At 55.9% G+C, this 24947-nt stretch carries 21 protein-coding genes; 4 read left to right on the forward strand and 17 right to left on the reverse strand.

Annotated elements, in window-relative coordinates:
• Positions 1 to 96: 96 nt before the first annotated feature.
• Positions 97 to 1632, reverse strand: a complete 1536-nt coding sequence (gene purH, locus DNI29_RS13785) for a bifunctional phosphoribosylaminoimidazolecarboxamide formyltransferase/IMP cyclohydrolase (RefSeq protein WP_110978686.1) — start codon at positions 1630 to 1632, stop codon at positions 97 to 99.
• A 178-nt stretch (positions 1633 to 1810) separates the two neighbouring features.
• On the opposite strand from purH, the gene DNI29_RS13790 reads away from it, so the two are divergent.
• The 3 genes from DNI29_RS13790 to DNI29_RS13800 are packed head-to-tail and all read left to right on the forward strand — an operon-like array spanning position 1811 to position 4421.
• Positions 1811 to 2989 (forward strand): acyl-CoA dehydrogenase family protein, encoded by a 1179-nt coding sequence (locus DNI29_RS13790; RefSeq protein ID WP_110978687.1) that lies wholly within the window; start codon positions 1811 to 1813, stop codon positions 2987 to 2989.
• Positions 2990 to 3047: 58 nt separating this feature from the next.
• Complete coding sequence (locus tag DNI29_RS13795; protein ID WP_110978688.1) at positions 3048 to 3803, forward strand: PIG-L deacetylase family protein; 756 nt, start codon at positions 3048 to 3050, stop codon at positions 3801 to 3803.
• Positions 3804 to 3815: 12 nt separating this feature from the next.
• Positions 3816 to 4421: a class I SAM-dependent DNA methyltransferase gene (locus tag DNI29_RS13800; RefSeq protein WP_110978689.1), complete on the forward strand. Its 606-nt coding sequence runs from the start codon at positions 3816 to 3818 to the stop codon at positions 4419 to 4421.
• On the opposite strand, the gene DNI29_RS13805 is transcribed toward DNI29_RS13800, so the two are convergent.
• The 8 genes from DNI29_RS13805 to DNI29_RS13840 all read right to left on the reverse strand — a co-directional run bounded on the left by DNI29_RS13805 (position 4418) and on the right by DNI29_RS13840 (position 10803).
• On the reverse strand, positions 4418 to 5653 hold the full coding sequence (locus DNI29_RS13805; protein ID WP_110978690.1) for a glycosyltransferase: 1236 nt from the start codon (positions 5651 to 5653) through the stop codon (positions 4418 to 4420). The two genes, DNI29_RS13800 and DNI29_RS13805, sit on opposite strands and share 4 nt — an antisense overlap.
• 204 nt (positions 5654 to 5857) lie before the next feature.
• Positions 5858 to 7120 (reverse strand): BamA/TamA family outer membrane protein, encoded by a 1263-nt coding sequence (locus DNI29_RS13810; protein WP_110978691.1) that lies wholly within the window; start codon positions 7118 to 7120, stop codon positions 5858 to 5860.
• A gap of 175 nt (positions 7121 to 7295) precedes the next feature.
• Entirely contained in the window at positions 7296 to 8225 is a 930-nt protein-coding gene (locus DNI29_RS13815) for a geranylgeranylglycerol-phosphate geranylgeranyltransferase (protein ID WP_238388090.1), read from the reverse strand.
• Between the two features lie 125 nt (positions 8226 to 8350).
• Positions 8351 to 8545 (reverse strand): cold-shock protein, encoded by a 195-nt coding sequence (locus DNI29_RS13820; protein ID WP_110978692.1) that lies wholly within the window; start codon positions 8543 to 8545, stop codon positions 8351 to 8353.
• 152 nt (positions 8546 to 8697) lie between these two features.
• On the reverse strand, positions 8698 to 9201 hold the full coding sequence (locus DNI29_RS13825; RefSeq protein WP_110978693.1) for a KdsC family phosphatase: 504 nt from the start codon (positions 9199 to 9201) through the stop codon (positions 8698 to 8700).
• Between the two features lie 60 nt (positions 9202 to 9261).
• A complete protein-coding gene (gene iscX, locus DNI29_RS13830; RefSeq protein ID WP_110978694.1) occupies positions 9262 to 9498 on the reverse strand; it encodes a Fe-S cluster assembly protein IscX in 237 nt (78 codons plus the stop codon).
• A gap of 96 nt (positions 9499 to 9594) precedes the next feature.
• Positions 9595 to 9924, reverse strand: coding sequence for a 2Fe-2S iron-sulfur cluster-binding protein (locus tag DNI29_RS13835; RefSeq protein ID WP_110978695.1), 330 nt, complete (start codon positions 9922 to 9924; stop codon positions 9595 to 9597).
• Positions 9925 to 9993: 69 nt separating this feature from the next.
• Complete coding sequence (locus DNI29_RS13840) at positions 9994 to 10803, reverse strand: Rossmann-like and DUF2520 domain-containing protein (RefSeq protein ID WP_110978696.1); 810 nt, start codon at positions 10801 to 10803, stop codon at positions 9994 to 9996.
• 348 nt (positions 10804 to 11151) lie between these two features.
• Here DNI29_RS13840 and DNI29_RS13845 point away from each other — a divergent pair, with 348 nt between their 5' ends.
• Positions 11152 to 13890, forward strand: coding sequence for an NIDO-like domain-containing protein (locus tag DNI29_RS13845; RefSeq protein WP_110978697.1), 2739 nt, complete (start codon positions 11152 to 11154; stop codon positions 13888 to 13890).
• Positions 13891 to 14212: 322 nt separating this feature from the next.
• Here the strand turns inward: DNI29_RS13845 and ccsA are convergent, their stop codons facing one another.
• The 8 genes from ccsA to DNI29_RS13885 form a co-directional block, all read right to left on the reverse strand.
• Positions 14213 to 16816 carry a cytochrome c biogenesis protein CcsA gene (ccsA, locus tag DNI29_RS13850; RefSeq protein ID WP_110978698.1) on the reverse strand — a complete coding sequence of 868 codons (2604 nt, stop codon included), beginning with the start codon at positions 16814 to 16816 and terminating at the stop codon, positions 14213 to 14215.
• Between the two features lie 72 nt (positions 16817 to 16888).
• Entirely contained in the window at positions 16889 to 17869 is a 981-nt protein-coding gene (locus tag DNI29_RS13855) for a hypothetical protein (protein WP_123823244.1), read from the reverse strand.
• An 11-nt stretch (positions 17870 to 17880) separates the two neighbouring features.
• Positions 17881 to 18309, reverse strand: coding sequence for a cytochrome c maturation protein CcmE domain-containing protein (locus DNI29_RS13860; protein ID WP_110978700.1), 429 nt, complete (start codon positions 18307 to 18309; stop codon positions 17881 to 17883).
• Positions 18310 to 18456: 147 nt separating this feature from the next.
• On the reverse strand, positions 18457 to 18702 hold the full coding sequence (locus DNI29_RS13865; protein ID WP_110978701.1) for a CcmD family protein: 246 nt from the start codon (positions 18700 to 18702) through the stop codon (positions 18457 to 18459).
• Positions 18683 to 19354, reverse strand: coding sequence for a cytochrome c biogenesis protein (locus DNI29_RS13870; RefSeq protein WP_110978702.1), 672 nt, complete (start codon positions 19352 to 19354; stop codon positions 18683 to 18685). Before DNI29_RS13870 ends, DNI29_RS13865 begins: the two co-directional genes overlap by 20 nt.
• A 129-nt stretch (positions 19355 to 19483) precedes the next feature.
• Positions 19484 to 20125, reverse strand: coding sequence for a heme exporter protein CcmB (locus DNI29_RS13875; protein WP_110978703.1), 642 nt, complete (start codon positions 20123 to 20125; stop codon positions 19484 to 19486).
• Between the two features lie 227 nt (positions 20126 to 20352).
• The gene (locus DNI29_RS13880; RefSeq protein WP_110978704.1) at positions 20353 to 23703 is read right to left on the reverse strand and encodes a TolB-like translocation protein; all 3351 of its coding nucleotides are present in this window, start codon (positions 23701 to 23703) and stop codon (positions 20353 to 20355) included.
• Between the two features lie 9 nt (positions 23704 to 23712).
• Entirely contained in the window at positions 23713 to 24825 is a 1113-nt protein-coding gene (locus tag DNI29_RS13885; protein ID WP_110978705.1) for an NAD(P)/FAD-dependent oxidoreductase, read from the reverse strand.
• Positions 24826 to 24947 lie beyond the last annotated feature (122 nt).

Genomic DNA, 24947 nt, shown 5'->3' on the forward strand with positions numbered 1-24947 from the left:
CTGCTCGTAAGCAGCATCAGCCGCTCCCTACCCCTTGCTTGGGGCCGGAAGCGGCTGATGCCAATAATTATTGAAAGCAGGCTGTAACGGGTTGGTTTAGTGTTTGAAGTGGCGCACACCTGTCAGAACCATAGCCATACCCAGGCGGTCGGCGGCAGCAATACTATCTTGGTCTTTGATGGAGCCGCCGGGCTGCACCACAGCGCGGATGCCTGCTTCACCGGCAATTTCTACGCAGTCGGGGAAGGGAAAAAAGGCATCGGAGGCCATAACGGCACCTTGCAAATCGAAGCCAAAGCTGCGGGCTTTCTCAATGGCTTGGCGCAGGGCATCTACCCGGGAGGTTTGCCCTACCCCGGAAGCCAGCAGTTGCCCGGCCCGAGCCAGCACGATGGTATTGCTCTTGGTATGCTTACAAATCTTGAGGGCAAACTCTAGGGCGGACACTTCCTCAGCTGTCGGGGCCGACTCGGTTACCGTGCGGAACTCCTGTGCTCCTTCTACCACCCGGTCAAAATCCTGCTCAATGATACCGTTAAGCAGCGTTTTTACTTGCTTGGCCGGGAATTGCACCGGCTTCTGGCGCAGCAGAATGCGGTTCTTTTTGCTCTGCAGAACAGTTAGGGCATCGGCGGCAAACTCTGGGGCAATCAGCACCTCAAAAAACAGCTTGTTCAGCTCTTCAGCGGTGGCGGCATCTACGGGCTTGTTTACAATGATAACCCCGCCAAAGGCTGATACCGGGTCACAAGCCAGAGCCTGGAGGTAGGCTTCGTGCAGGGTGTCGGCTTGAGCTACGCCGCAGGCGTTCGTGTGCTTGAGGATAGCACAGGCAGCTTGCTCATCGGCAGCAAATTCCTGCATGAGCAGCACGGCAGCATCCACATCTACCAGGTTATTGTAGCTGAGCTGTTTACCGTGAAGCTGATCAAAAAGGGCCGTCAGGTCGCCGTAGAAAGTGCCAGCCTGATGCGGGTTTTCGCCGTAGCGAAGGGGTGTAGCGGGCTTTTCGCTGAGCTTGAGGGTAGCGCTGCTGAGCTCCGTACCCTGGGCCATGTAGCGGAAAATCTGGGTGTCGTAGTGCGAGGTGGCTTCGAAAGCAGCGGCGGCGTAATGGCGACGGTCTTCGAGGTCGGTAGCACAGCCTTTGGCCTGCAGCAGCTCCGTTACGGCCGCATACTGGTCGCGGCTGCTGACCACTAGCACATCGCGGAAATTTTTGGCGGCTGCCCGCAGCAAGGAGATGCCGCCAATGTCAATCTTCTCAATGACATCTTGCTCCGCCGCGCCGGAGGCTACGGTTTCCTCGAAGGGGTAAAGATCCACAATTACCAGGTCGATGGGCGGAATCTGGTGTTGCTCAGCTTCCTGCAGGTCGCCGGCCTCGTGGCGGCGGTGCAGAATACCCCCGAATACTTTCGGGTGCAGGGTTTTTACGCGGCCACCAAATACGGCCGGAAAGCCAGTCAGGCTTTCTACGGCAGTTACCGGTGCGCCCTGCTCTTCAATAAATTGCTGGGTGCCACCCGTGGAATAAATGGTTACGCCGTGCTCTTTCAGCAACGCTACCAGTGGCTCCAAACGGTCTTTGTAATAGACGGAAACAAGGGCGGAACGAATGGGCTGCGACATGGCAAGCAGAGTTTGATGAGAGGTTGAAACGCGCCGCGAAGGTAGGCAGCCCCCGTCAGAGCGGTGTTACGGAATTATTAACAGGCGCTAGGCACCGAGGTTGGCAACGGCTAAGCTTTTGTCCGTTACGGTTGAGTTTGCCGTATAGCCAAGCTCGACCATCTACCGGCGTGTTTTCATGACCATCTCCGCTGCTCCTACCCTATTAGCCAGCCCATTAACTACCCCCAACGCCGCCGAGGCAGCCGCCGCAGCCCTGGCTCCACGCCTGTTTGCCCACGCGCCCCACTCCGACCAGGAAGGCAGCTTCCCCGTTGACGAGTTTGGATGGCTGCGGGAAGCGGGCCTGCTGGCGGCTCCTTTACCTACCGCTCTTGGTGGTTGCGGATTAGCTGAAGCCGCCTCCACTGAACACCTGCTCAGCGTGTTGCGTCACATAGGGCGCGGCAACTTGGCGGTTGGCCGGGTCTATGAGGGCCATGTGAATGCCCTGCAGCTTATTTCCCGCTTCGGACGGCCCGATCAGCAGGTACGGTGGGCCGCCGATGCTCGTGCGGGCCATTTATTTGGGGTTTGGAACACAGAGGCCCAGGACGGGGTGAAGCTGGAGCCGCTGCCAAACGGGCGCTACCGTATGCACGGCAGCAAAACGTTCGGGTCGGGAGCGGGCCACCTAACGCGGCCCCTGCTTACGGGCGCCCTACCCGACGGCGGCTGGCAAATGGTGGTACTACCTGCCGATGCCCTACCTCCGCAGTACAACAACACGTTCTGGCGCCCTCTGGGCATGCGGGCTACCTCTAGTTTTCGCGTTGATTTTACGGGTTTGGAAATAGACGCGCAGGATTTGTTGGGCTCCCCCGGCGACTATTACCAGCAGCCCTGGTTTAGCGGGGGAGCCATTCGGTTTGCTGCCGTGCAGCTGGGTGGAGCCGAAGCCATTTTCGATGAAACCCGCCGTTTTCTGCGCGAGCTGGGCCGCACCGACGACCCTTACCAGCGCCAGCGCCTAGGCGAGATGAGCCTGCTGATAGCCAGCGGGCAGCACTGGCTGCGTGCCGCCGCCGATTTTGTGGCCCACCCCCTGTCTGAGCTTTCTGAGGCTGCAACTACCGAAGCTACTGTAGCGCATGCCAACTTGGTACGCTCGGCCATTGAGGAGCTCTGCCTGCGCCTGATGCCTCTAGCCGAGCGCTGTGTGGGAGCCCGGGGCCTCCTGCGCCCGGAGCCTTTTGAGCGCCTCCACCGCGACCTAACCCACTACCTCCGTCAGCCTGCCCCAGATGCTGCTCTGGCTGATGTGGGCCGCTACGCTCTACAAAAGAAGCAGCCTGCCTACCTACTATGGGAGCGGTAAAGCCCCTGTCATTTTATATCATCTGTTTTCACTGCTCCGGCTGTAGCGCATCTGCCACATGGTTTCCGCTCTCTTCGCCTCCTATCCTTTCCTACCCCTCGAACAGATAGCAACCCTAGGGGCTACTACAATTGTAGCCCCGCACCCCGATGATGAGTCGCTGGGGTGTGGGGGGCTGCTGGCGCTGCTGCGGCAAGCGGGCGTACCGGTTTGGTGCGTGCTGGCAACAGATGGCACTATGTCGCACCCCAACTCCCAGAAATTCTCAGCCCCGGCCCGCCAGGCACTGCGGGAACATGAGCTACGGACGGCCTTATCGGTTCTGGGAGTTGCGGCTCAGCACTTGCTGCCCCTTAACCTTCCCGATGGGGCCGCACCCACCCCCGATACTGCTGCTGGTGCGGCAGCCGTGCAACGCCTCGTAGCCTTTTGGGAGCAGCACCCACCGGCCACTGTGCTTGTACCGTGGCGGCGTGACCCTCACCCCGACCACCGCGCTACTAGCCTGCTGGTGCGGGCAGCGCTTCTTCAGCTACCTACCCCACCGCGGGTGCTGGAGTATGTAGTATGGGCCTGGGAGCGCGCCACTCCCTCCGACTTACCCCGGCCCGAAGAAGTCCAGGGCTGGCAGCTCAATATTACGTCCGTGCTGGAGCAAAAGCAGCAGGCCATTGGGGCGCATCACTCCCAGCTTCCGGGCTCACCCATTGATGATGACCCGAGCGGTTTCATTCTATCAACTGCCATGCTTGCCCATTTCACTCAGCCCACAGAAATCTATCTAGAAGCCACCGACGGGTATTTTTCATCCTAGCGCCTGCTACCCATGCAACCCAACCCTAACCAACCCCATACCCTGGGGCCGGAATATTTTGCGGCGGTATACGAAGCCAATGCCGATCCGTGGGGATTCGAAACCAGCCCCTACGAGCGGGAGAAGTATCAGACTACCTTGCAGGCCCTACCTAAGCCGCATTACGCTAACGTGCTGGAAATAGGCTGCTCCCTGGGTGTGCTTACCGAGCAGTTGGCAACCCAGTGCGGCCACCTACTGGCCGTAGATGTGGCCGAAGCCGCTTTAGCCCGAGCCCGACAGCGCTGCGCCTACCTGCCCCAGGTGGAGCTACGGCAATTACGTATTCCGGAAGAATTCCCACTTCAGCAGCAATTCGATTTAATTCTGGTTTCAGAGGTAGGCTACTATTGGAGCCCAGCAGACCTAACCCGAACTTTTGACTTGATGCTGCAGGCGTTGCCATCCGGCGGCCATCTGCTGCTGGTCCATTGGACCCCACCCGTGCACGACTACCCCCTGACCGGCGACGCAGTGCACGACTTCTTTCTAGAGCAGGCGCACCTCGATGGCCCATTACACCATCTGCATAGGGAACGGCACGCCACCTACCGTCTCGATTTGCTGGAACGGCGTTAAATCAACGCGCACTGCGCCACAGGGCTAGTTATCAACGGCCGGATAGCCTGCTCATGGCGCGCTAACTCCTGCCGCAACTGCTGAATTGCCACGGATACCGGTACCGGTGGCCACCGCCGGAGCGCGTGATATAGAAACCGCGCCCGCATTTTTTCCCAGAACTGCCCAAACGTAGCATACCGGGCAAGCTCCTGCTGCAGGCAAGAAGTGCCTACCCTTTCGGGCTCCGGCAACGCTATTCGTTCATTCAGCAGCAACCGCTCCCCAGTGTGGCAATGCCATAAACGCCGTAAATGAGCACGCAAACGCCACTCCGCAATCAGACGGACCGGGTTGTCAACGGTGGGTTCTTGCTGGGCCGCGTGCTGCGCGGCCCACTGGCGCAGCTGCCACGAGAGGCCTACTGGCACCCGGCCCTGCTGTCGGCTGGAAGTAAACACCCGCACGGCCGGACTGTGGCGCAGGCGCTGGTCGTGCCGGAGCAGGGCTTGGTACAAAGCTTCATCTTCTAGATAGGGCACAACCGGCAGCCCACCTACACGCCGGTACGCCGCGGCCGTCAGGGCCAGACTAGCTCCGAAATGCTGATGGTGGCGGGGCCAGGGGTCGTGGGCAATGGGGTCGAGGAGTTGCTCCAATCGGGCACGAAGGAGGTAGTACGCCGCATCCTGTAACTGATGACGGCGCAATGGGCTCCGGGAGTCCGCATCATAGGCCAAAATTCGGCCCCCCACGGCATCGGCTCCCTGGGCTAGCTCTGCGGCAATGGCCGCTAGCCAGGTAGGCGCCACGCGCGTGTCGGCATCGGTACTGGCAATGAATGCGCTCATCTGCCCTACCCGTTCCAGGCGCTGACAAGCCTCATCCATCAGCAAGCGCCGGGCTTTGCCTACGTGAGCATCAGTGGCCGATAAAGTTACTTCCGCTACGTGTACTACCAGCTGGGGATGTTGTGCCGCGCAGACACGCGCAACCTGGGCAGTACGGTCACGGCAATTGTTAGCCAGCACCAGCACTTCAAACCAGCCTTTGGGCAGCAACCTACCTTGCATATCCACCTGAGCGGCCAGGGCCGCTAATGCAGCCGGTATGCTCGTAGCTTCGTTTTTGGCCGGAATAATAACAATTGCTCTCAGACTTGCCGTGGGTGGTGGAGCCAGGTGCCACGGAGAAATGCTGCCGCCAGTTTCAGCAAGGGCATCATGAAAACGCAGGGGTGGGGCTTGCTTCATTAGCCCCTTCTACGGTTGAGCTAAGCAGAACGGTAACGCTGTCCCAAGAAGTTGTTCATCGGGCCTATCACTACGGCTTTCACTTGACCTAATGACAGCATTTAGGGTTTAGTGCACCCTACCCCTTACCTGCCAGAAAACAGTTGTGCCGGGCTCCTGCTGCTGCAGCCTGAACCCGGCACTTCCTATAGTGATGCAGTAAGCTTAGAAAGCCTCGCCCACGGCGAAGATGATACCGGAGTTGCCCCCGGAACCCACCCCGTAATCGAGGCGGACGTTCACCCGGTCGCGGCGGTTCAGCCGGAAGCGGGCCCCTACCCCACCAGCGTACTTCATCTCGTCCAGCTTGTAGTCGCCGAGGCGGGGTGCTACCTGCCCTACGGCCCCGAACACTACCCCATCAAAACGCCAAAACAGCTTCTGCCGGATTTCGCCCTGAAATGTAGAGAACTGACGGTCACGGAAACGTGCCTCGTAAATGCCGCGCATCAGGTAGGCATTATTGTAGAGAGAGCCACCCAACGTGGCACCCATGCCGCCCAGCTCGCGGAACGGTACACTGCCGGTGTGGTACTGCCCTAGAAACTGCAGGGCCAGAATAGTGTTGTTAGAGCCAAAAAGAGGGTTAAAATGGCGGGCGTCCACCATATAGCGGGTAAACTTATAGTCGCTGCCCAGCGCGCCACCATTAAATAGGATGTGGGCATCTACGAAGTTACCGCGGTAAGTAGCCAGCACGTTGTCGCGCCCATCGTAGAGCAAGGCCGGGCCTACGCCAGAGGTCAGGTAGCCGTTGCGCTCCTTCGAAGACAGCAAGTTATAGGGAGCCGGATTGCCCTGATCTTCATCGTCCAGCTTTACATTACCAAGGTTGGTCAGGCGGTAGCGCACCCCCACAAACAGGTTCGGCACCACTTTGGTCAGCACCTTTTCATCGAACACCCACAGTGGGTACTGAATGTGAGCCTCATTGCTCTTACGGGTATCGTTGCCGATGCCGTAGTAGTTGAAAGCCAGATCATAGTAGCTCAGTTCACCCTGGAAAAAGAACTTTTCCCCTTTGGTGAAAATGGTGTGCGTGAGCTGAATAGTCGTCTGCTTTTCCTGTGAGAACCACGCAATCAGGCGGGCATTGGATTTACGCACGGTAGTATCCTGCCCGAAGCGCCATACGGGTAGAATAGCCGCGCCCACCGCAAAACCGGTTTCCTGCTGGTAGAAAGCAATAGGAACGGGCAGGAAAATTGGCTTGTCGGGGTCGTCAGGAATAAGCTTGAAGCTTGATTTGGACGTTAATGCCCGATTCAGGCCAACCGGAGCCCCCTCGGTGGGAGTTTCAGTGGCAACAGTAGTGGGCAGCGGAGCGGCCGAGGCAACCAGCGCGGCGGCAGAGTCGGGAGCTGACTGCGCCAGGGCAGCCGGAGCAGCCAGCGCGCCAAGCGCCAGCAGCGGGTAGAGGAAGCGCATACGTAGATGGCTGGGGTCAGAAATGGAGTTGGCAGATGACGGCTTCCCTACCTTCGGCTAGCAGGCCAGGCACGTTGAAATTCCGTCAGTACATCTGCTAACGCAACTGTAGCCCCCGCGGTTGTCAGATGCTCCTACCCCTTATTTTCTGCTGATACCAGCGCCTTCAGCACGCCTAGTATCCTATCACCGTCATGGATAGCACTCCGGCCAGCATCACCCATTTGCACCAAGTGCTCAGAGCAGTAAAATCTCGCTTACGGTCAGCGCGCCTGAGTTTTTGGCCTAGCCCCGCCAGCGGCGCTAGCACCAGTAGCAGCAGCCAGCCCCCCAGCACCGGCCGTTGGGTGGCCAGGGCATTGTACGCCGCACCTACCACCAGCAGACCCAGGCAAGCCAGAAAAAAACCGGCTACCCACTTAGTGCGCGCTATTCCCCACACAATGGGCAAGGTCCGGCAGTCGTGCTGGGCATCACCCCGCATATCCTCCACGTCCTTTATAATTTCCCGCACCACCGTCAGCAGAAAAGCCGCCAGCGCGTAGCCCCACACTGCGCTATTGCCCGTGCGGGCCTGCAGCTCGGGTAGTAACACCAGCGCCGCGGTAAGGGTAGCAATGCTCACGTTGCCTACCAGCGCTACCCGCTTGAACCGCACTGAATATCCCCACAGAAGTAAAGCGGAGCCCAAATTCACTACCCCCAGCAGCGGCGACAAAGCCCCGCTTACCACTATGCCTAATCCCGAGAGCAGCAGGTGGCCCAGCATGGCATGGCGCCGGTTCACGACTTTGCCTACCACTAGCCGCCCCGGCCGGTTGATGGCATCAATCTTAACATCGTAGTAATCGTTGATGATGTAGCCCGCGGCTCCTACACTCAAGGCCGCCAAGGCCAGCAGCCCGAAGGAAGGCGCCAGCACCTGCCACCACGGTGCTCCAGGCAGCAGCAGGCATGCCCGAACCAGCACCAAGCACAAGCCCATAATCAGGAGGTTAGGCAGGCGTACCAACCGGGCTAGCTGCTGCACACTGCCACGCTCCGAGGCCAGGCCCTCGCCTTCCTCCGAAGTATGGCGCGCAGAATTAGATGAAGCAGCAGACATAAGAAAATCCCAAACAGCACCGGGCTCGGCAAAGATGCACTACCCCTCCCAAACCAGCATAAGAAAGCCTCTCCCGAGTTCGGAAGAGGCTTTCTATTTATGCTAAAAACTCAAGTAACCAGTAGTTACAGTTTCTTCACATTTACCGCGTTTACGCCCTTACGGCCTTCCTGAGTGTCAAACTCCACGCGGTCATTCTGTTGGATCTGGCCCCCGTTAAGGCCGGTAATATGGACGAAGAAATCTTCCTTCGTACCGTCTTCCGTAATGAAGCCGTAGCCCTTCGACTCATTAAAGAATTTTACGGTTCCTGTTTTCATGTAAAAAAGAAAAAGAATAAGGTGAATGATGGTTGGGGTAAATATAGAGGGATTTTAGAAAAGCACAACCCGAGTTTCAGCAAGCGCTGATGCGCCTACGGAACCTGTAAGTGCAATATGGTATAAGTAAGGTACTAGCCGATAGAATTGAGCTACCACTTTCCCTGGGCTTTCAGCACGGCTTCAATCAGCTCGCGCACGGCCCCGTGGCCACCCGGTAGGGCAGCAGTGTAATTGCTGATGGCGGCCACATCGGAGGCAGCATCGGCGGGGCAGGCGGCAATGGCACAGCGGCGCATTACCTCAATATCGGGCATATCATCGCCCATGTAGGCAATGTGCGCAGGATCAAGGCGGTAGGTATTGATGTAGTTATTGAAGATTTTCATCTTGTCATCAACCCCCAGAAAAATGTCGCGCACGTCCAGAGACTCCAGGCGTTTGCGCACGCCCTCTTCCTCCCGGCCCGAGATGATGGCAATCCGGTACCCTTGGCGGAGAGCATGCCGAATAGCGTACCCATCACGAATGTGGAAGGCCCGGGCCTGCTCACCGGAGTTAAAGGCCAGCAGCGTCCCATCAGTCAGCACCCCGTCCACATCCAAAATGAATGCCTGAATGGCTGATAAATCGGGCGGGGTAATGGGTGAAGTCATATTAGAAACTACTGAAAGATATATTACCAATAGGATAGCGGCAGAAAGGTGCGCTTTTCCTTATTGGTTGTCGCGCCACTCGTACACCCACTTGGCCTGAATTTGCTCCAGGTGGCCTTCGTTGGCTTGCTCGCGGGTACCCTCAAAGTTGGGCAGGGTCAGAATCCATTCCAGCAGGTCCGTAAAACGGATGCGGTAAATTTTTGCCTCGTTGAAGTCGTCGCCAAACTTTTCATAAAGCGCCATGGCAATATCCTCATGGTCGCTCCACTGCATTGGGGGCTCGAAATGGTTCATACTGGTTGAATGATGAGTTATGAATAATGAGTTATGAGCTGAGCTAGAAGCAGGACAATGGCCTACTCCTGGCTCAGCTCATAACTCAACCCTTGCTTAGTGGCCCAGGAAGTTCTGGGGTGGAATAAGCACGACTACGTCCTGGTTGCCCTGCACCACACACTGGCAGCCTAAGCGCGAGTTGATGCGTGGGTTAATGGCACGGTCAATGAAATCCTCCTCCTTGTCGGAGATTTCAGGCAGGTCATCTTCGCCCTGCAGAATATAGACGTGGCAAGTGCTGCAGCCGCAGACGCCCCCGCAGTTGTGCTGGAGTTGGATATCGTTGTTCAGGGCTACATCCAGCACCGATTCGCCTTGGGCGGCCACATGGGTCTGGTCGGGCTGGCCGTCCTGAAACTTAAAGGTGATGTTTACGGCTTTCACGGCGTAACGCTAGGAGAACGATGCAAAAATGCGGGTGCGAAGGTACACATACCGCTACCCGAATCAAAGCTACAACCCGTTCTCATTGTTTACGCTTCCGGTGTCCTTAACTCGCTGAATACTGTTGGTCAGCTGCTTATAAAGCACCTGCCATTCCGGATGGGTAGCCAGCGCAGCCTCATGCCGGGCCAAGGTGCCAGCATCGTGCCGCACGGCCGGGCCGGTTTGCACCCGAAATGGCGGCTGAGCCAAGGCTTTCTCTATGGTTTCCCGGATAAGCGGCCATAACAACTCCCAGGGCAAGCCCGCCTCGGTTAGCAGTGCCTGACTAATACCCAGCAGATGATTAGGAAAGTTACAGGCCCACACCGCCGCTACGTGCAACTGCAGACGTTGGGCGGAATTTACCAGCCGTACATCCTGGCTTAGGGAGCCGGCAACGTGTTGCAACACCTCTAAAGCAGCAGGGCCAGCAGCTTCCAAACACAGGGGCACCATGGCCCACGATATATTCCGGCCTGGGCTAAAGGTTTGAAGGGGATAGAACACGCCAGCCCCTACCTCCGGGCGCAAGGTCAGGACACTGAGCGGAAGTGCGCCGGCCGTATGAACCACCACGGTGCCCGGCTCAAACCGCGCCGTAGCTACAATCTCTGGCACGACTCCATCGGGTACAGACACGATATAGAGCGCGGCGGGGGGTAGGGCTTGCAGATCAGACCCAGCGGTGGCGCCCGGTATGGTGCGAGCCACTGCCTGAGCTGAAGCCTGCGTGCGGCTCCAGACGTGCAGTACTTGGTGCCCGGCTTCCGCCAAGGCAGGCCCCAGATGTTGTGCTACCCGGCCAGCACCCAGCAAGACAATAGTATAACTCGGCATAAAGACTCATTTCGCGCAGCTGCAATAGCTCCGCTGGTAGACTGAGGCTATTAACAAGCAGGGTTTAGGCGTTTGCAAGAGGTAGGAAGCCTTTATCACCATTGGGTTGATGCCTGCCCGAAGCCCATTAGCATGTGGCTCTAAGCTACTGAATTGCCAAAGGAGGCTGGAAGCGCACCATTATATAGCTTTTCATTCAAAAGCATGATTAGCTCTATTTTTGGCATTTTATCAGCAAAAATTAAATCAACTTTTCATTACATGTCCCTGAAAATGGTTTTACTTTGAAAAGGGGTTATTCCTTGCTATTCTTTTGTCGTCTCCACTTCCACTCTTCAAGATTACTTCATGTCAAAATTTTACCCTGGCTTGCTTACTCCCAAACAGCTGGCGTTAGCCACTCTGCTGAGCGTGGGTACCATGTCGGCCCACGCTCAGGCCACGGCTCCGTTTAGATACACCGCCCTTTCGAGCCTTATCGGCGCGGGCGCCTATACCGATTTGGGCACCAATGGTACCGCTATTACGACGCCTAACACCGACGACGCCAACTCGGCGGCTACTCCCATTGGGTTTTCGTTTCAGTATAATGGCCAGACCTTTACGGATTTTGTCCTGAATACCAACGGCTACATCAAGCTAGGAACTACTGCACCGGTCGCGCCCTACTTCTACGATGGGCCACAGAGCCCCTACAAAGGTCCGCTAGATAACAACGCCGAAACCAACCTGATTCTGCCGTTTAACCTTGATCTGGAGGGCTCTGCTACCACTGAGTACCGCGTATTCACTACTGGTACGGCGCCCAACCGGGCCTGCATCATTCAGTGGAAAGATGTAAGTGATAAGGCTGCCGGGAACGTGACCAAGCAGTACTCTCGCGCTAACTTTCAGGTAATTCTGTACGAAACTCTTAACCGAGTTGACTTTGTGTACGGTACGTTCACAGCCAATACTGGCACTACCGATGCCCTACGCACCGCCGCAGTAGGTCTGAAAGGCTCAGGCCCGGCAGCTGGCCAGACACTTACGGTGGTAAAGCCCTCCACAACGGCTTGGACAAGCGCTACCTTCTTGGCAGGTAATTACATTGGCGACGTATTCAATGTACGTAGCGCTGTGCGGCCGACTTCGGGTCTGACGTACCGCTTCAATGCCTCGCAGCCCACGGATGTATCTGTGCAAACCATCCATACGCTGGGTAAGCTCTCTGCTTCTTACTCACTACCCCACACAGTGGTAGCTGCCGTACAAAACCGCGGCCTCAATTCACTGAGCAATGTGCCCGTAACCTTAACTGTAAGCGGAGCCAACACCTTCACCAGCACCAAGACAGTACCTATTCTCTCGCCGGGCGCCATTGCCACGGTGACGTTTGACGCCTACCCCGCTACTCTGACGGAAGGCACCAACAACCTAACGGTAACCGTACCAGCCGACGATAATAACGCCAACAACAGCCTACCCTACACCCAGCAAGTAACCGCTGGAAACGTAGCCTATACGGACGATAAGCAAGCCTTCAACGCAACTGGTGTTGGTGTGGGAGTGGCCGGGGCCGGTCTGGCAACAAAATATACTGTAACCAAGCCTAGCTACGTAAATCAGTTGACTGCCCGGTTTATTGCCCAGGCGAACAATAATGCTACGTACCAGTTGGTGCTGCTTAACGCGAATGGCACGGGCGGCGCTCCGGGCACTACCCTCTACACATCTCCGGTACAAACCCGCACTCCAGCCGGTGGGGTAGTAACTGTGCCCGTTCCGAGTATTGCTGTTACGGGCTCCTTTTACGTGTCCATCCGTGAGGTGAGCGGTACGAACCCCAACCTGGCTTATCAGATGGAAACCCCTCTGCGCGCAGGCACTTTCTATTTCCGTACTTCCTCCACTGGCGCCTGGGCGGATCTAACCAGTTCTACACTTCCTTTCACCCGCCTTGCCCTGGATGCCACGGTAGGCCCGCAGCTCAGCTGCCCAATCGTAACGGGTGCTACAGTTTCTAACGTTACTGCCTCGGCAGGTACTATTACTGTTACAGGAACTCCAACGGCTGGCACTGGCTATACGGCTATTTATGGTCCAGCAGGCTTCGACCCGGCCACTGCGGGCACTACAGTAACAAGTACTGGTCCGACTTTCACTATCAGCTCTCTGACTACCTGCACAACGTATGACGTATATGTTCGCAGCAACTGCGGAGCTACTGACCAAAGCGCCTTTACTGGCCCATTCAAGGTTACAACAAGTGCTGATGCGGTAAGTGCCTTTCCTTATAAGGAAGGCTTTGAAGGCATAGCTGCTGGCACCTTGCCGTGTGGAATAAGCGTAGCGAATGCTAACAATGACGCACAAACTTGGCGAGTAGCCTCCTCCTATTTGGAAGGTACTACATCACTTCCACTGGGTGATGCTTCAACCAATGCAATGGTGTATCAATTTAGCTCCAACGCAGCTGCTGACGACTGGTTCTTTACCCGTGGCCTGGCCTTACAGGCTGGCACCCGCTACCAGCTTTCCTTCCGGTATGGTATGTACAACCTCTTCACAACGGTATACCCAGAGAAGATGGAAGTGAAATATGGGGCAGCTGCTACCCCTGCCGGTCAAACAAACCTGCTCTGGAATAACGATAACATCGTTATTCCTTATGCTAACAATTCGCCTTACCAAACGGCGAATGCTACGAGCACCACTGCTGTAGCATCTATTACCCCTACTTCTTCGGGCACGTTCTATATTGGCTTCCACGCCAAGAGCGATGCCGACCAATATCTGTTGCTGGTGGACAACATTGAAGTGACGGCAACTGCTGTTACCGCTTCGTCGGATGCACTAATGCGTTCCATTGTTATGTTCCCTAACCCCACCGCCGGCGAGCTGTCTATCGACGTGAAAGGCGTAAATACCAAGGGTGCGCTACAGGTTGAAGTAACAAACATGCTGGGCCAGCGCGTGCATACGGCTGCTATCCGCAATAACTTCGAAAACAAAGTGAACCTCTCGAACCTTGCCAACGGCATGTACGTCGTGAAAGTATTAGCTGGCAATGAGTACATGGTGCGCAACATCACCATCCAGAAATAAGTGACTCCGCGCTATTTGCTTAAAAAGGGCAGCCGATTGGCTGCCCTTTTTTGTTGGTGCGCTGTAGTATAAGGCCTACCCCTCGCCACAACGCCAAGTATGTGGTAGTACCATGAACAATAGGTCTTCTTTTCACAGTACTCTGTAGAGTAAGCGAGACTCTATCAACGGCTAATAATGAATAGTTCAGTAGAAAGCTTTGATATAAAGACATAGTCCAGGTGTCTCCATGTTATCCTTTCCTATTTCTGTCAAACGCATAAAGCCCCGGCTGCGAGTTGTTGCAGCCGGGGCTTTATTCTTCCTGCCTAGGTACTGTAGCCTAAGCTACCTGACGCGCTTTTGGCTGGGGTGTTACCTTGATAACGTTTTCACCGTCGGCGGGCTCTATAGCGGCTTCGTTTTCACGGCGGCGCTTGTAGATAGCCATGCCGAAGCCAAGGGCCATCAGCAGCGTGCCGCTCCAGAGCAGATTGATAAAGGGCTTCTCTACGGCTTTTAGAATGATGTAATCTTTCTGGGTAGTGCTCACACCGAACGTAAACTTTCCTTTTTGAGGATCTACACTCAGCATGCTTAGGCGTAGGCCCAGATCTTCTACCTCATCCGGCACTCGACCAATCAGGCGGTTACGCACCACAAACATGGGGTGTACGTGGTATTGCTTTTTCTCTCCGAATACCAAGAAGTCGCCCTGAATAGCCAAGTCATCCTTGGTAAGGCCCAGACCTGCCGTTTGGTGTGCAGGCTCTACCCCCCGGAATACCGCAAAGTAGTCGTTCAGGAAAATCGTGTCGCCAACGCTCAGCACATGCTCTTTCACTTCGCTCCAGTCCTTTTCCTTATCGGGTGGAGGTACGGCGCTAACGTGGGAGTAGATATCATGGTCGAGGAACCTCTTGATATCAGGCGAAGCCAGCAGGCCCTCACCCATTTCCTCGTTCACCTGAGCACGGGGGTAGAGCGTGAAGGATTCGCCGGTTTTACGGTCCTTGTACTCGACGCGGTAATAGGTGTTTTCGGGCAGAATTTCTACTGTATCACCGGCCTTATAATATACCTTGTCGCCGCGCTTAATGTCGGCGCGGGCTAGGGCCTTATACTCATCAGCGGTCCGGAAAAGCAGCTGCTTGTCTACATAGCCGGGCACGCTGGGCACATCGAAGTACTGGCCGGTGTAGCTTACATCGTACTTGCCCATGGGAGCCTTGTCGTTGCGCCACAGCAGCACGTTGTCGCGGTTGGTAGTTTCATCAAACTCCCGCGAGTACAGTAGGCCTGATACGTTCTGGCTGATGATGTTGGAGTAGCCTGCCGAGGCCAAAATACCCAGCAACATCAGGGCAATACCAATGTGGGCCACACCTCCACCAGACAGGCTGATCTTGCGCTTCATGAGCGTAAACACCATACCGAGGTTAGCCAGCACACCAAATAGTGCGGTAGTTAGGAGCACGATGTAGGTAGCCTCCATCTTCAGGCCGTAGTACTGCACCAGGAGGATAACCAGGGCCGCACCCAGCAACGTCAGGATGGCTGGTACCGTCAGGGAGCCAGTTAGGGACTCTTTATTGTTTTTCTGCCACCACATCACCTGGGCCAGGCCAGAGAAGAAGGCTACGCCTACCCCCATCCAAAGCTGAATCTTGGTGTAGTGCTGAATCTGGTCGGCAGGTAGCGCGAGGTTCGACTTGATACCGATGAAGCCTAAGAAGGCATTGTACACCGGAATGCTGGTGGTTACCAGCACTTGGAAAGCACCTAGGCAGAGTACCGTAGCTCCCACAAACACCCACAGCTCGGCGTTATAAGTAGTTAGCTCTTTCGGAGAAATTGGGATTTGCTTCCAGCGCCAAACCAGCAGTGCAACAGCCAGCACTACGAAGGCCATCAGGTAAATGATGAGCTGCCCAGACAGGCCCAGGTCGGTGAAGGAGTGCACAGAGGCATTACCGAGCACGCCGCTTCGGGTAAGGAAGGTAGCGTAGAGCACCAGCAGGAAGGTAGCAATTACGAGAACGAAGGAGGTACGCAGCGCTGTGCGGCTACGCTGCCACAGCACCAAGCCGTGCAAAGAAGCCACCAGTACCAGCCACGGAATGTACACGGCATTTTCTACCGGGTCCCAGTTCCAGTAACCTCCGAAGTTGAGGGTTTCGTAGGCCCAGTAGGCCCCCATCATAATGCCTACGCCTAACACGAGGCCACCCCACAGCGTCCAGCGCATAGCCGGGCGCACCCACTTCGTAAACTCGCCTTTCCAGAGGCCAGCAATGGCGTAGGCAAACGGCACCAGCGTAAGGGCAAAACCTAGGAAGAGCGTAGGTGGGTGAATCACCATCCAGTAGTTCTGGAGTAGAGCATTCAGGCCAGTGCCATCCTTGGGTACAAAGTTCGGGTTGAGCTTAAATACCGGCAGATCCGGCATAAAGTCGCGCAGCAGAATAAAAGGCGAGGAACCGATTTTCAGGTCGCCTAGTACTACACCCAAAATCATGGATGTCAGGAAGAGCTGCACGCCAGCAAACACCACCATCACGGGTGCTTCCCAGCGGCGGCTATAGCGCATCAGCACGAAGCCAATGAGTACGTGCCAGAAAATCCAGAGCAGGAAGCTACCCTCCTGCCCTTCCCAGAAGCAGGAAATCATGTAGTACACCGGCAGGTGGTTGCTACTGTGGCTCCAGGCGTAATAGTACTCGTAGCGGTGCCCATGGATGATGCCAAACAAAGCGGCAATAACCACGAATACGGCTACACCGTGGAGAGCAAATGCACCCCGGCCCAACCGCAGCCACGCCGCGTCAGCATCGCCGAGGACGCGGCCCTGCGAGGCTTTGTAGTATGAGTACGCCGCTACGATGGCCGCTACAAATGCCACGATGACCCCTAAGTGTCCTACGTCGCCGATTAGTGTGTTCAACATGTGCTACTGCGTTGAAGAGAAATGCTAGCCTGACGATATACTACCCGGCCAGCACGAACTTGTTTAATAGAATTAGTGCCGTTGTCCGGCCAAGCGTTTCATTCGGGCCCGATGACTGCGCCGCTCCCAGCCTTGCTGCGCTTTGGCAGCGCGCTTAGCAGCTTCGGCGGCAGCCTGAGCTTTAGCTTTATCGGGCTGCGGCAGGGGTAGGCTATAAGCATACCATTGCTGCTGCACGATGGCCGGCACCCTACCCTCATCCTCGTCGGTAACCACCTGATAAAGGTAACGACCGGCTGTAGTAAGGGTATCCGTCCAAGTGTATTCCGGGCTGGTAGCGCCGTACGTAGTGCGCTGTACTGGTACTACCGCCACAACTGCTGCCCTAAACGCTGCTGCTTCACGCCGCAGTACCCGGAACTCGCGCGGCGCCCCCAACGAATCGGGTAACGTCCAGCGCAAGGAAACCACCTGGTTCGACGACGGCGCTACCGATGCCGCCGAAGGTGGAGCCAGCGCTGGCACCCCGCGGGGCTTGTCGCTAACTGTAAGCATGAACTGACAGAAATCCTTGAGGTAGCCATCTACATTCAGAAGGTAGGGCTGACCAGCCCGCAACGAATCCAGCGTTACAAAAACATCATCCTGGCTACCCAATGAAGTACAGGAAAGCACTCGGTACGTAGCCGGCTCACAGGGTTGGCCTATCTGGACCACCAACTGCACGCCGCGGGTATCGCGGCACTTCTGGCCTTCGATGTTGACGAAGTAGCGGCCCGAAGTACGAGGAGTAAACTCAAACCACTGGTCGTTGTGGTACTCTATGCATTTACCCGTGAGCTTCTCATCTACGCACGACCATTGCACAGTACAGTCGGTGGTAGCGGAGGTAGCAGCTTCATTCTGTTTCAGCACCCGCCGCTGCGCAATGTTATCGTTAGGAACCTGAGCCGAGGTAGGGAATGCGAAGCCTGCAATAATCAGCCAACCCACCACCCAAAAACAGCGCCGCCAAGGCGCAGGTTGCTTTAGGCGCTGCTGACTACTGCTCACTCCAATTAGGTTTAGTTGATGGACGCCGTGGCGTCCTTGATATCTTTCTCCACGTATTTGGAGGGGCACTTCAACAAAATCTTATCGGCCACAAACAGGTTGTTGCGCATGGCTCCTGTAATTACTACCTGCTCCGACTTGTCGAAGTCCTGGGGCTTAGGGTTAAAGTACACCACACGCTGAGCAATTCGGTTGGTATCAACCAGCGTGAAGGCGAAGTAGTTGGGGTCGAGTGTAGGGTTGTACTCCAGGCCCATGATGTTCTGCTGCCCATCGCGGGGTAGGCGGCCTACTACGTGTACTTTGGTCAGGTTACCCTCGGCGGCCCGCTCCCGGGCTTCCTTGAATGATACATACACGCTGGCATCACCGGCGGCGCTCATAATAATGCCAATAGCCATGGCAATAATGGCAATGGCGAGAATGTGGGCTTTTTTCATGTCGGGTTACAACAGGGTGGCTCCACCCGGAGCCAAGGACAGTCAGAACAACAAAAGCGGCAGCAAAGGTCCGCCAAAATGGTGAAATAACGAGGTAACAGGCCGGTGATTTTGGTTAGCTCATAACTCTACCTGCCAGATACTTAGCTATTCCTGCACTTCTTTTTCCAACCGCGTCAGCTTGCGGTCCAAGGAAATCAGGAAGAACAATAGCCCCGCCAGCACCACCGCAATAACGGCTACCACCACGTAGATTTTTCCATTCTGACGCAGGGCATCGGCCATTTCAGGCTCCTCAGTAGTGGCTACCTGTGCCGCTACCCGCAGGGCCGGTAGCAACAGTGCCAGCAGGAACAGCAGCGCGGCGCGCAGCTTAGGCAAGCTGTTTTTCATATACTTTTTGTTTAAGCAGAGAAACTCGACTGGCAAGCTGCGCCAGCCAGAAGGCCAGTAACGTCCAGCCGATAACGGCCGGATAAAATACCATCCGCATGTCGCTGTCGAGGTCATACTTGGCGAAGGCCGGGTTGCCGCCTGCACCAGGGTGCAACGAATCGGTGAGACGTGGCAGAATGTAGAACAGCGGCATAGCTGTGGCAAAGGCGAAGATGTTGTAGATAGCCGAAATGCGGGCCCGCTGCTGCTCATCGGTAAAGGAAGAGCGCAGCACGAGGTAAGCGCCATAAATCAGCATGGCAATGGCTGCCCCATTCAGCTTAGGGTCATTCGTCCACCAAGCGCCCCAAGTGTATTTGGCCCAAATGCTACCAGTGGCAAGTCCTACTACCCCCATCAAAATACCCGTCCGCGCCGACTCGTGCGCTAGGATATCCAGTTCCGGGGTAGGCGTACGCAAGTAGCGCACGGAGTAGTAGACAGAAGCAATCAGGATAAATGTCATCCCGAACCACATGGGCACGTGGAAGTACAGGTTTCGGATGCTTTCGTTAAGAATAGCCAAGCGCGGCACCGGCATCAGCAAGCCCGCCACTGCCACATACAGCAGAAGCACCACGCTTAAAGCTTTCCACCAATTCTTAGACATGCGAACAGAAAAGTAAAAAGTGAGGCTGTTGTTTACTTAATCGCACACGGGCAACAGCAATGCACTGAGCTTAGTGCGGGGGCGAAAGAGTTTTGCAACTGGTGCTTCATGGGCTCAGATTACGCTACCTCAGGAGCGCCACAGAAAAGGAAACAACAGGTAGGAAACCGCTCCAACAATCATGTTCAGGGCTACCAGCGTAAGCAAGGAGCTTTGGCTGGCATCAAACTCCAGACCATCCAAGGCGTTTTTGGAAACCTTGATCAGCAGCAGCAGCATGGGCACCATCAGCGGAAAGCCAAGCACGGCCATAAGGGTGCTGCTGTTAGTAGCTTTAGCTGCAATTCCCGAAACCAAAGTCAACGTACTGGCAAAGCCTACGGCACCCAATACCACATTTCCAACAAACAAAGGCACGTTCTGGACGGGGTTGCCGAGCACTACCGCGTACAACCCAAAAGCCACCAGGGCCAACCCTAACAGGAGCAGCGCGTTGTAGCCAATTTTAGCCAGAATTACAGCCTGGGGCCGCACTACGGTATAGTAGTAGAGCATACGCCCACGGCTTTCCTGCAGGAACCCTTTGGCTACGGCATTTACGGCCGAAAACAGAAGTACAATCCAGAACAGGGCATTCCAGGCCGGGGCTGGCAATTGGCCGCCGCGCAGCGAGAAGCTCAGGTAACAGACGAACACCGTGCTGCCCACGTACAGGAGCATTCCGTTCAGAGCTGCGCGCTGGCGCCATTCCAGACGGAAATCCTTCTGCATCAACACCCAAATTTCGCTTAGAAGCGTCACGGCAACACGGCTGGTAAAAGGACCACAAAGATACAACCCAACTCCCGGATTACCCCTCTTCGGCCTCCGAATAGCGCAACCCGTTGCTTTTGATGTGCGTTTAGGTGCCCGCATCCATCAAAAAGCCGACCTCCCGCTGCTATTCATCAGCGGAAGGTCGGCTTTTATAGTAGGGCTGTTATTTGTGTAAAGCCTGCTTAGAAATCGTAGCCCAGCGTTACGTAAATTTTAGGTCCGTTGGTGTTGTAATCCTCCCAGCCCCATGCTACGTCACCTTTCACGTAGAAGCCTAGCATGGTAGTTCTGATACCTGCCCCATAGCCATACAACATAGGGTTAGTAAAATTGATGACCGTAGCAGTAAAGCTGTTGCCGCGGCCGCCCTCCACTTGGGTGTTGTTGGAGTTGTTTACACTGAAGGGGTTAGCGCCGGAGTACGTAGTACCCATATCCCCAAAGGCCGTGAGCTGCAGATTCCGGAAAAAGCCCGACTCAATCGGATTGCGAGAGAGGTACTGAATGATAGGCAGACGCAGTTCCGTATTTAGCAATACATACTTCTGTCCTACCCTCTTGCTGTAGTCAAACCCTCTCAGGTTGGTAGCAAATTGCTGATAGAACATCTGAGTGGGCGAGATGGCACGTGTACTTGTTGGATTGCCATCATTTGAAATCAGTTGGGAGCCCTCATAATCCGCATTCAGCCAGTTATCCATACCGCCCAGCCGGAAGAATGGTTGGGACGGTCCGCTTCCGATATACTGCCCAAAGCTTACCCGATTAGCCCAAATGAGCTGCCGATGAATTTTCTGGTAGTGCCGCAGGTCCACGTAAAGCTTCGTGAAATTCTGCTCATTACTTTCTCCTAAACTGTAAAGCCGTGTCATACCCACCTTCATGCGGGTACCCTGCAGCATATTCACTCCTGTCACGATAGAGTTATCGAATACTACCTCGCCACTACCGCCCAAGTAGTTAGTGTTACTGTCATTCGCACCAGGTAGGTCATCAAATGACTTACGACTCACGTTTACAAATCGAGGACCACCTCGTACACTAAGGTTGTGCGTGAGAGGATAGGTAATAGTGGGGGCTATTTCGTGCCGACCAAAACGGGTTCTTCGGCCGATTTCATTATCAAAGAAATACGCCTGCTTCTGATACATCACGCTCCAGTCGTAGCGGTGCTTCAGGTTGGTGTACTCCGCGAAAATGTTGCTGGTGCGCAGATCCGTCAGGGCGAAGATGCCGGCCCGGATACGATGGTCCTCCATCAGATCCGACATATTCACCTGCCCCATCAGCCCCAGGCCTAGCAAGGGGTCAGCATACAGCGACGATACTACGTTGTCAATGCCGAAGCGCGTGTCGTAGCGGAATGGTCCTGCCAGAGAGTTAGCTTCAGCAGGGGCAGCCTGCGGCAGAGCTACTACTGTTGCAGCCCGACGCTTGGCTGCTGGCGAGGGGGTAGCCCGCGAAGCCGGAATATCTTCGTCAAACTCGTAGTCGCTGGTATTGATGCGGCCGGCAGGCTTCGGGGCCGACGGAGCAGTTGGCTCCGTTGGGGTAGTGGTGGTGGCCGGCGTCTCAGAGGCCGGAGCTGGGGCTTCGCTCTGTTGCGTGGCGCTGGCAATGGTGGGACCCGGGCGGTTAGGAGCCGGAACGGCCGCCTTCACTGGCTTGGAGCGGTCTTCCAGAATTTCCTGACGAGCTGTTTTGTACAGCGTCAGGCTGTCGGCCAGTTGATAATTGGGGTACAGATACACATAGTCCCGGGCCTCCGCCGCCGACACGAAGCCCAGAGCCCGGGTGGTAGCATTGTAGTCGAAGTCCTTGATGTTAGCTAAGAAGCTGGTAACGGGACGGTACTGCTTGGTGGCTAGGTTCAGCCGATAGATGCTACGTACCCCACTTTCCTCGCTCATAAACAGCACCTCTGAATCTGAAATAGCTCGTGGGCGCCCTTCGTTAGAGATGCTGTTGGCCAGCACTTCTACCGGCTGTTGGCGGCCGTCGAGGTGATAGAGGTACAGGTCGTAGTTATTAACCACCGTTCCGAAACTGCCCTTAGCGGTGCCAGCCGAATCTAGCCAGCGGTTGGAGCTGAACACCAGCCCATTTCCGCCCGGCAGGAAAGCAGGCTCCACGTCATCAAACACATCGTTCGTTAGCTTCTCGGGGGTGCGGCTGCCGGCTCGTAGCAGGTATAGGTCTGTCTGGCCGCCACGCACGCCGCTAAATACCAACGACTTTCCGTCAGGCGAATAGCTCAGATCCGTAATCTGGGAAAACTGCGCAAACAGGGAGGTACTCCGCCCAAAGGAGGGTAGCAAGCTTTTCAGCCGCGCGGCCATATTAGAAATACCGCCATTGGCTTCCCGAAGCTGCAGAGTCAGGTATCCCTTGTCCATCTCGGCTACGGCCAACTGCCCATTGCCGCGCCAAGCCAGTACAGGCAAGCGGTTTTCGACCTCCTGGTCGGGGGTTTTGTACCCACCCCGATGGATAACGTCGCGGCCACGTCCATCCTTATTCACCACTACCACCCGGTAGCGGCCCAAATCGTTTTGCACGTAAGCCAGGCGCTGCCCATTTGGGCTGAATACGGGTTGGCTGTAGATGGTGCCCTTACGGTTGTTGCGTACTACTTGGCGGTCTTTGCCTGCCTCTACGAAGGGCGTCTGGGGTTGGGCATTCAACTGACGGTAGTAACCCAACCAATCTTTCAGGAACACTTTATAAGGCACGTTCAGCGAGGAGCTGATGCCTACCTCCACGTCGCGGGTGATGCGCGTGAGGTTGAGAATATTCTGCACCGACGTGTAGCCGTAGCGCTCTGCAATGTAGTTCCAGATACTCTGGCCTGCCAGCTCCGGATTGCGCAAAAAGAACGGTGCCGTCCGGTTACTTTCATGCTCCCGGGTCATGGTGCGCATGTAGTCGTCCATCTCTACACTCCAACCCTGGGAGGCGTAAGCCGAGGCTCCGCTGATAAACCAGTTTGGCAGCTGCAGCAGGTAGCTACTCTGAATCACTTCCTTCAGCGAGCCACCATACATCATATCATTAAGCAGCACGCGGGTAATGCGGTTGCTCAAATCCTGTTTGAAGCGGGTTTGCTGCCCCTGGAAAGCCAGTTGCACCTTGGTAGAGCGTACCAAGGAAGTTTCACCGCCGGTGGCATACTTATCGGCATCGAGGCCCACATTGCTCTGCCGCAGGTCGCCTACGGAATTATAGAGCATGATGGTAGTCTTCGAGTAAGGATAGTAGCCAATCAGGCCGGTAATGCGCTGCAGCTCCTTCTCGGCGTACTCGGCGGCGTGGCGAGCATTAGTTTCGCCACCGGCGTAGAAGTAAATCGTGAAGTTTTGGGTGCTGAGCTGTTGCCAATTGAAGTCCTTATACTGAATTCGGACCCGGCCAAACTGCTCTTGGGTTGTTTGCGCCACGGCAGGAGCCCCGGCAAACACCAGCCCGAGCAGCAAAGCCGTTAAGCCAGCCGGCCGATGAATATCAGGCCGGAAAAGAAAGGATATGTGCCTCATAGAAGAACGCTAGGAGCAGGACGCAGGAGAAGCCGGCCCGGTAGCAGCCGGACCCGGAGAATATAACGTAAGATACCGCTGAATATTGACCTCTGGCCAAGGCTCCACACCTTTTTCCAGCCAGTCGGCCATAACCTGAGCCAGGCGGGGCGCCATCATGACGCCCTTGGAGCCCAAGCCATTGAAAATATGTACGTTTGAGAGGGCCGGATGGGTTCCCAACAGTGGCTTTCGGTCGCGCACCGCGGGGCGCACGCCAGCTCGCTGGCCCGTCACCTGAAAGGGCTGGTCGGTCATGTCGTGCAGGCGCTGGCTTAACTCCTGCCGGGCTTCTGGGGTAGTACCCTCCGCAAAAGGCGGCCAACGGTAGGTAGCACCCACCCGAAATTGCTGATTTCCAAGCGGCACTACGTAGGCTCCTTTGTTCAGCACTTCGGTTTCGAGTAGGCCAGCGCACGCCACATCCAGCACCTCGCCCTGGTTGGGGGTAATGGGTAACCATTGGAAATATGGGTTATGGATGGCAGCCGCTCCTTCGCAGAAAACTATGTGGCGGGCGTGTACACGGTCGGCGTAGAGAAAGCTACTGTCGGGCTGGGCAACCAGCTGGGTCCAATCAAAGGTTTCATGGGTCAGCCACCCGGCCTGCTCTCCCTCAGCGGCTAACGCTTCCAGCAGCTCCTGCACCCGCACATAGCCACCGTGCTGAATTTGCAGTCCGCCCAACTCCTGCCGTACGCCCGGCCGGGAAGCCAGCGGCTCCATAGGGTCAGCCACGAAATCCTGCCAGGGCTGGTCGGCGCTACGGGCAATAATAGTGTTCTGCTCACCTACCGACGAAAACAGCTTCAGAATGGGCATTTCAAAGAAAAACTGCTGGCCAAGGCGTTGTTCCTGAGCTCTGTAAAAAGCGGCGGCGGCGGGCAATAGCTCAGCGGCTCGCCAAGCCAGAGCAAAGCGCTTTCCGGCTACAGGGTTCATTAGGCCCGCTGCTACCCGCGAAGCCGAATCTGGCTGCGTAGTATCTAGTACTAGCACCTGCCTACCCCTCCCCCGCAGCTCAGCCGCCAGGGTAGCACCAGCAATGCCGTGCCCAATAATTATATACTCAACGCGTGTCATTAGGAGCAAGGTACAAGAGATATAAGTAACCCGATAACCCCACCATAAACCATGTGTTTTCTGTGGTAGCTACCGCTCAGACGCTGGCAAGCAGCCCTACGTTCCACTACTCTGTGTACTCC

The organism is Hymenobacter sediminis (genome assembly GCF_003231285.1).
Classification (GTDB): domain Bacteria; phylum Bacteroidota; class Bacteroidia; order Cytophagales; family Hymenobacteraceae; genus Hymenobacter; species Hymenobacter sediminis.

Excerpts from the sequence above, each read along its gene's own strand:
- purH (WP_110978686.1), bottom strand. The coding sequence starts at position 1,632 with ATGTCGCAGCCCATTCGTTCCGCCCTTGTTTCCGTCTATTACAAAGAC.
- DNI29_RS13790 (WP_110978687.1), top strand. The coding sequence starts at position 1,811 with ATGACCATCTCCGCTGCTCCTACCCTATTAGCCAGCCCATTAACTACC.
- DNI29_RS13795 (WP_110978688.1), top strand. The coding sequence starts at position 3,048 with ATGGTTTCCGCTCTCTTCGCCTCCTATCCTTTCCTACCCCTCGAACAG.
- DNI29_RS13800 (WP_110978689.1), top strand. The coding sequence starts at position 3,816 with ATGCAACCCAACCCTAACCAACCCCATACCCTGGGGCCGGAATATTTT.
- DNI29_RS13805 (WP_110978690.1), bottom strand. The coding sequence starts at position 5,653 with ATGAAGCAAGCCCCACCCCTGCGTTTTCATGATGCCCTTGCTGAAACT.
- DNI29_RS13810 (WP_110978691.1), bottom strand. The coding sequence starts at position 7,120 with ATGCGCTTCCTCTACCCGCTGCTGGCGCTTGGCGCGCTGGCTGCTCCG.
- DNI29_RS13815 (WP_238388090.1), bottom strand. The coding sequence starts at position 8,225 with ATGTCTGCTGCTTCATCTAATTCTGCGCGCCATACTTCGGAGGAAGGC.
- DNI29_RS13820 (WP_110978692.1), bottom strand. The coding sequence starts at position 8,545 with ATGAAAACAGGAACCGTAAAATTCTTTAATGAGTCGAAGGGCTACGGC.
- DNI29_RS13825 (WP_110978693.1), bottom strand. The coding sequence starts at position 9,201 with ATGACTTCACCCATTACCCCGCCCGATTTATCAGCCATTCAGGCATTC.
- iscX (WP_110978694.1), bottom strand. The coding sequence starts at position 9,498 with ATGAACCATTTCGAGCCCCCAATGCAGTGGAGCGACCATGAGGATATT.
- DNI29_RS13840 (WP_110978696.1), bottom strand. The coding sequence starts at position 10,803 with ATGCCGAGTTATACTATTGTCTTGCTGGGTGCTGGCCGGGTAGCACAA.
- DNI29_RS13845 (WP_110978697.1), top strand. The coding sequence starts at position 11,152 with ATGTCAAAATTTTACCCTGGCTTGCTTACTCCCAAACAGCTGGCGTTA.
- ccsA (WP_110978698.1), bottom strand. The coding sequence starts at position 16,816 with ATGTTGAACACACTAATCGGCGACGTAGGACACTTAGGGGTCATCGTG.
- DNI29_RS13860 (WP_110978700.1), bottom strand. The coding sequence starts at position 18,309 with ATGAAAAAAGCCCACATTCTCGCCATTGCCATTATTGCCATGGCTATT.
- DNI29_RS13865 (WP_110978701.1), bottom strand. The coding sequence starts at position 18,702 with ATGAAAAACAGCTTGCCTAAGCTGCGCGCCGCGCTGCTGTTCCTGCTG.
- DNI29_RS13870 (WP_110978702.1), bottom strand. The coding sequence starts at position 19,354 with ATGTCTAAGAATTGGTGGAAAGCTTTAAGCGTGGTGCTTCTGCTGTAT.
- DNI29_RS13875 (WP_110978703.1), bottom strand. The coding sequence starts at position 20,125 with ATGCAGAAGGATTTCCGTCTGGAATGGCGCCAGCGCGCAGCTCTGAAC.
- DNI29_RS13880 (WP_110978704.1), bottom strand. The coding sequence starts at position 23,703 with ATGAGGCACATATCCTTTCTTTTCCGGCCTGATATTCATCGGCCGGCT.
- DNI29_RS13885 (WP_110978705.1), bottom strand. The coding sequence starts at position 24,825 with ATGACACGCGTTGAGTATATAATTATTGGGCACGGCATTGCTGGTGCT.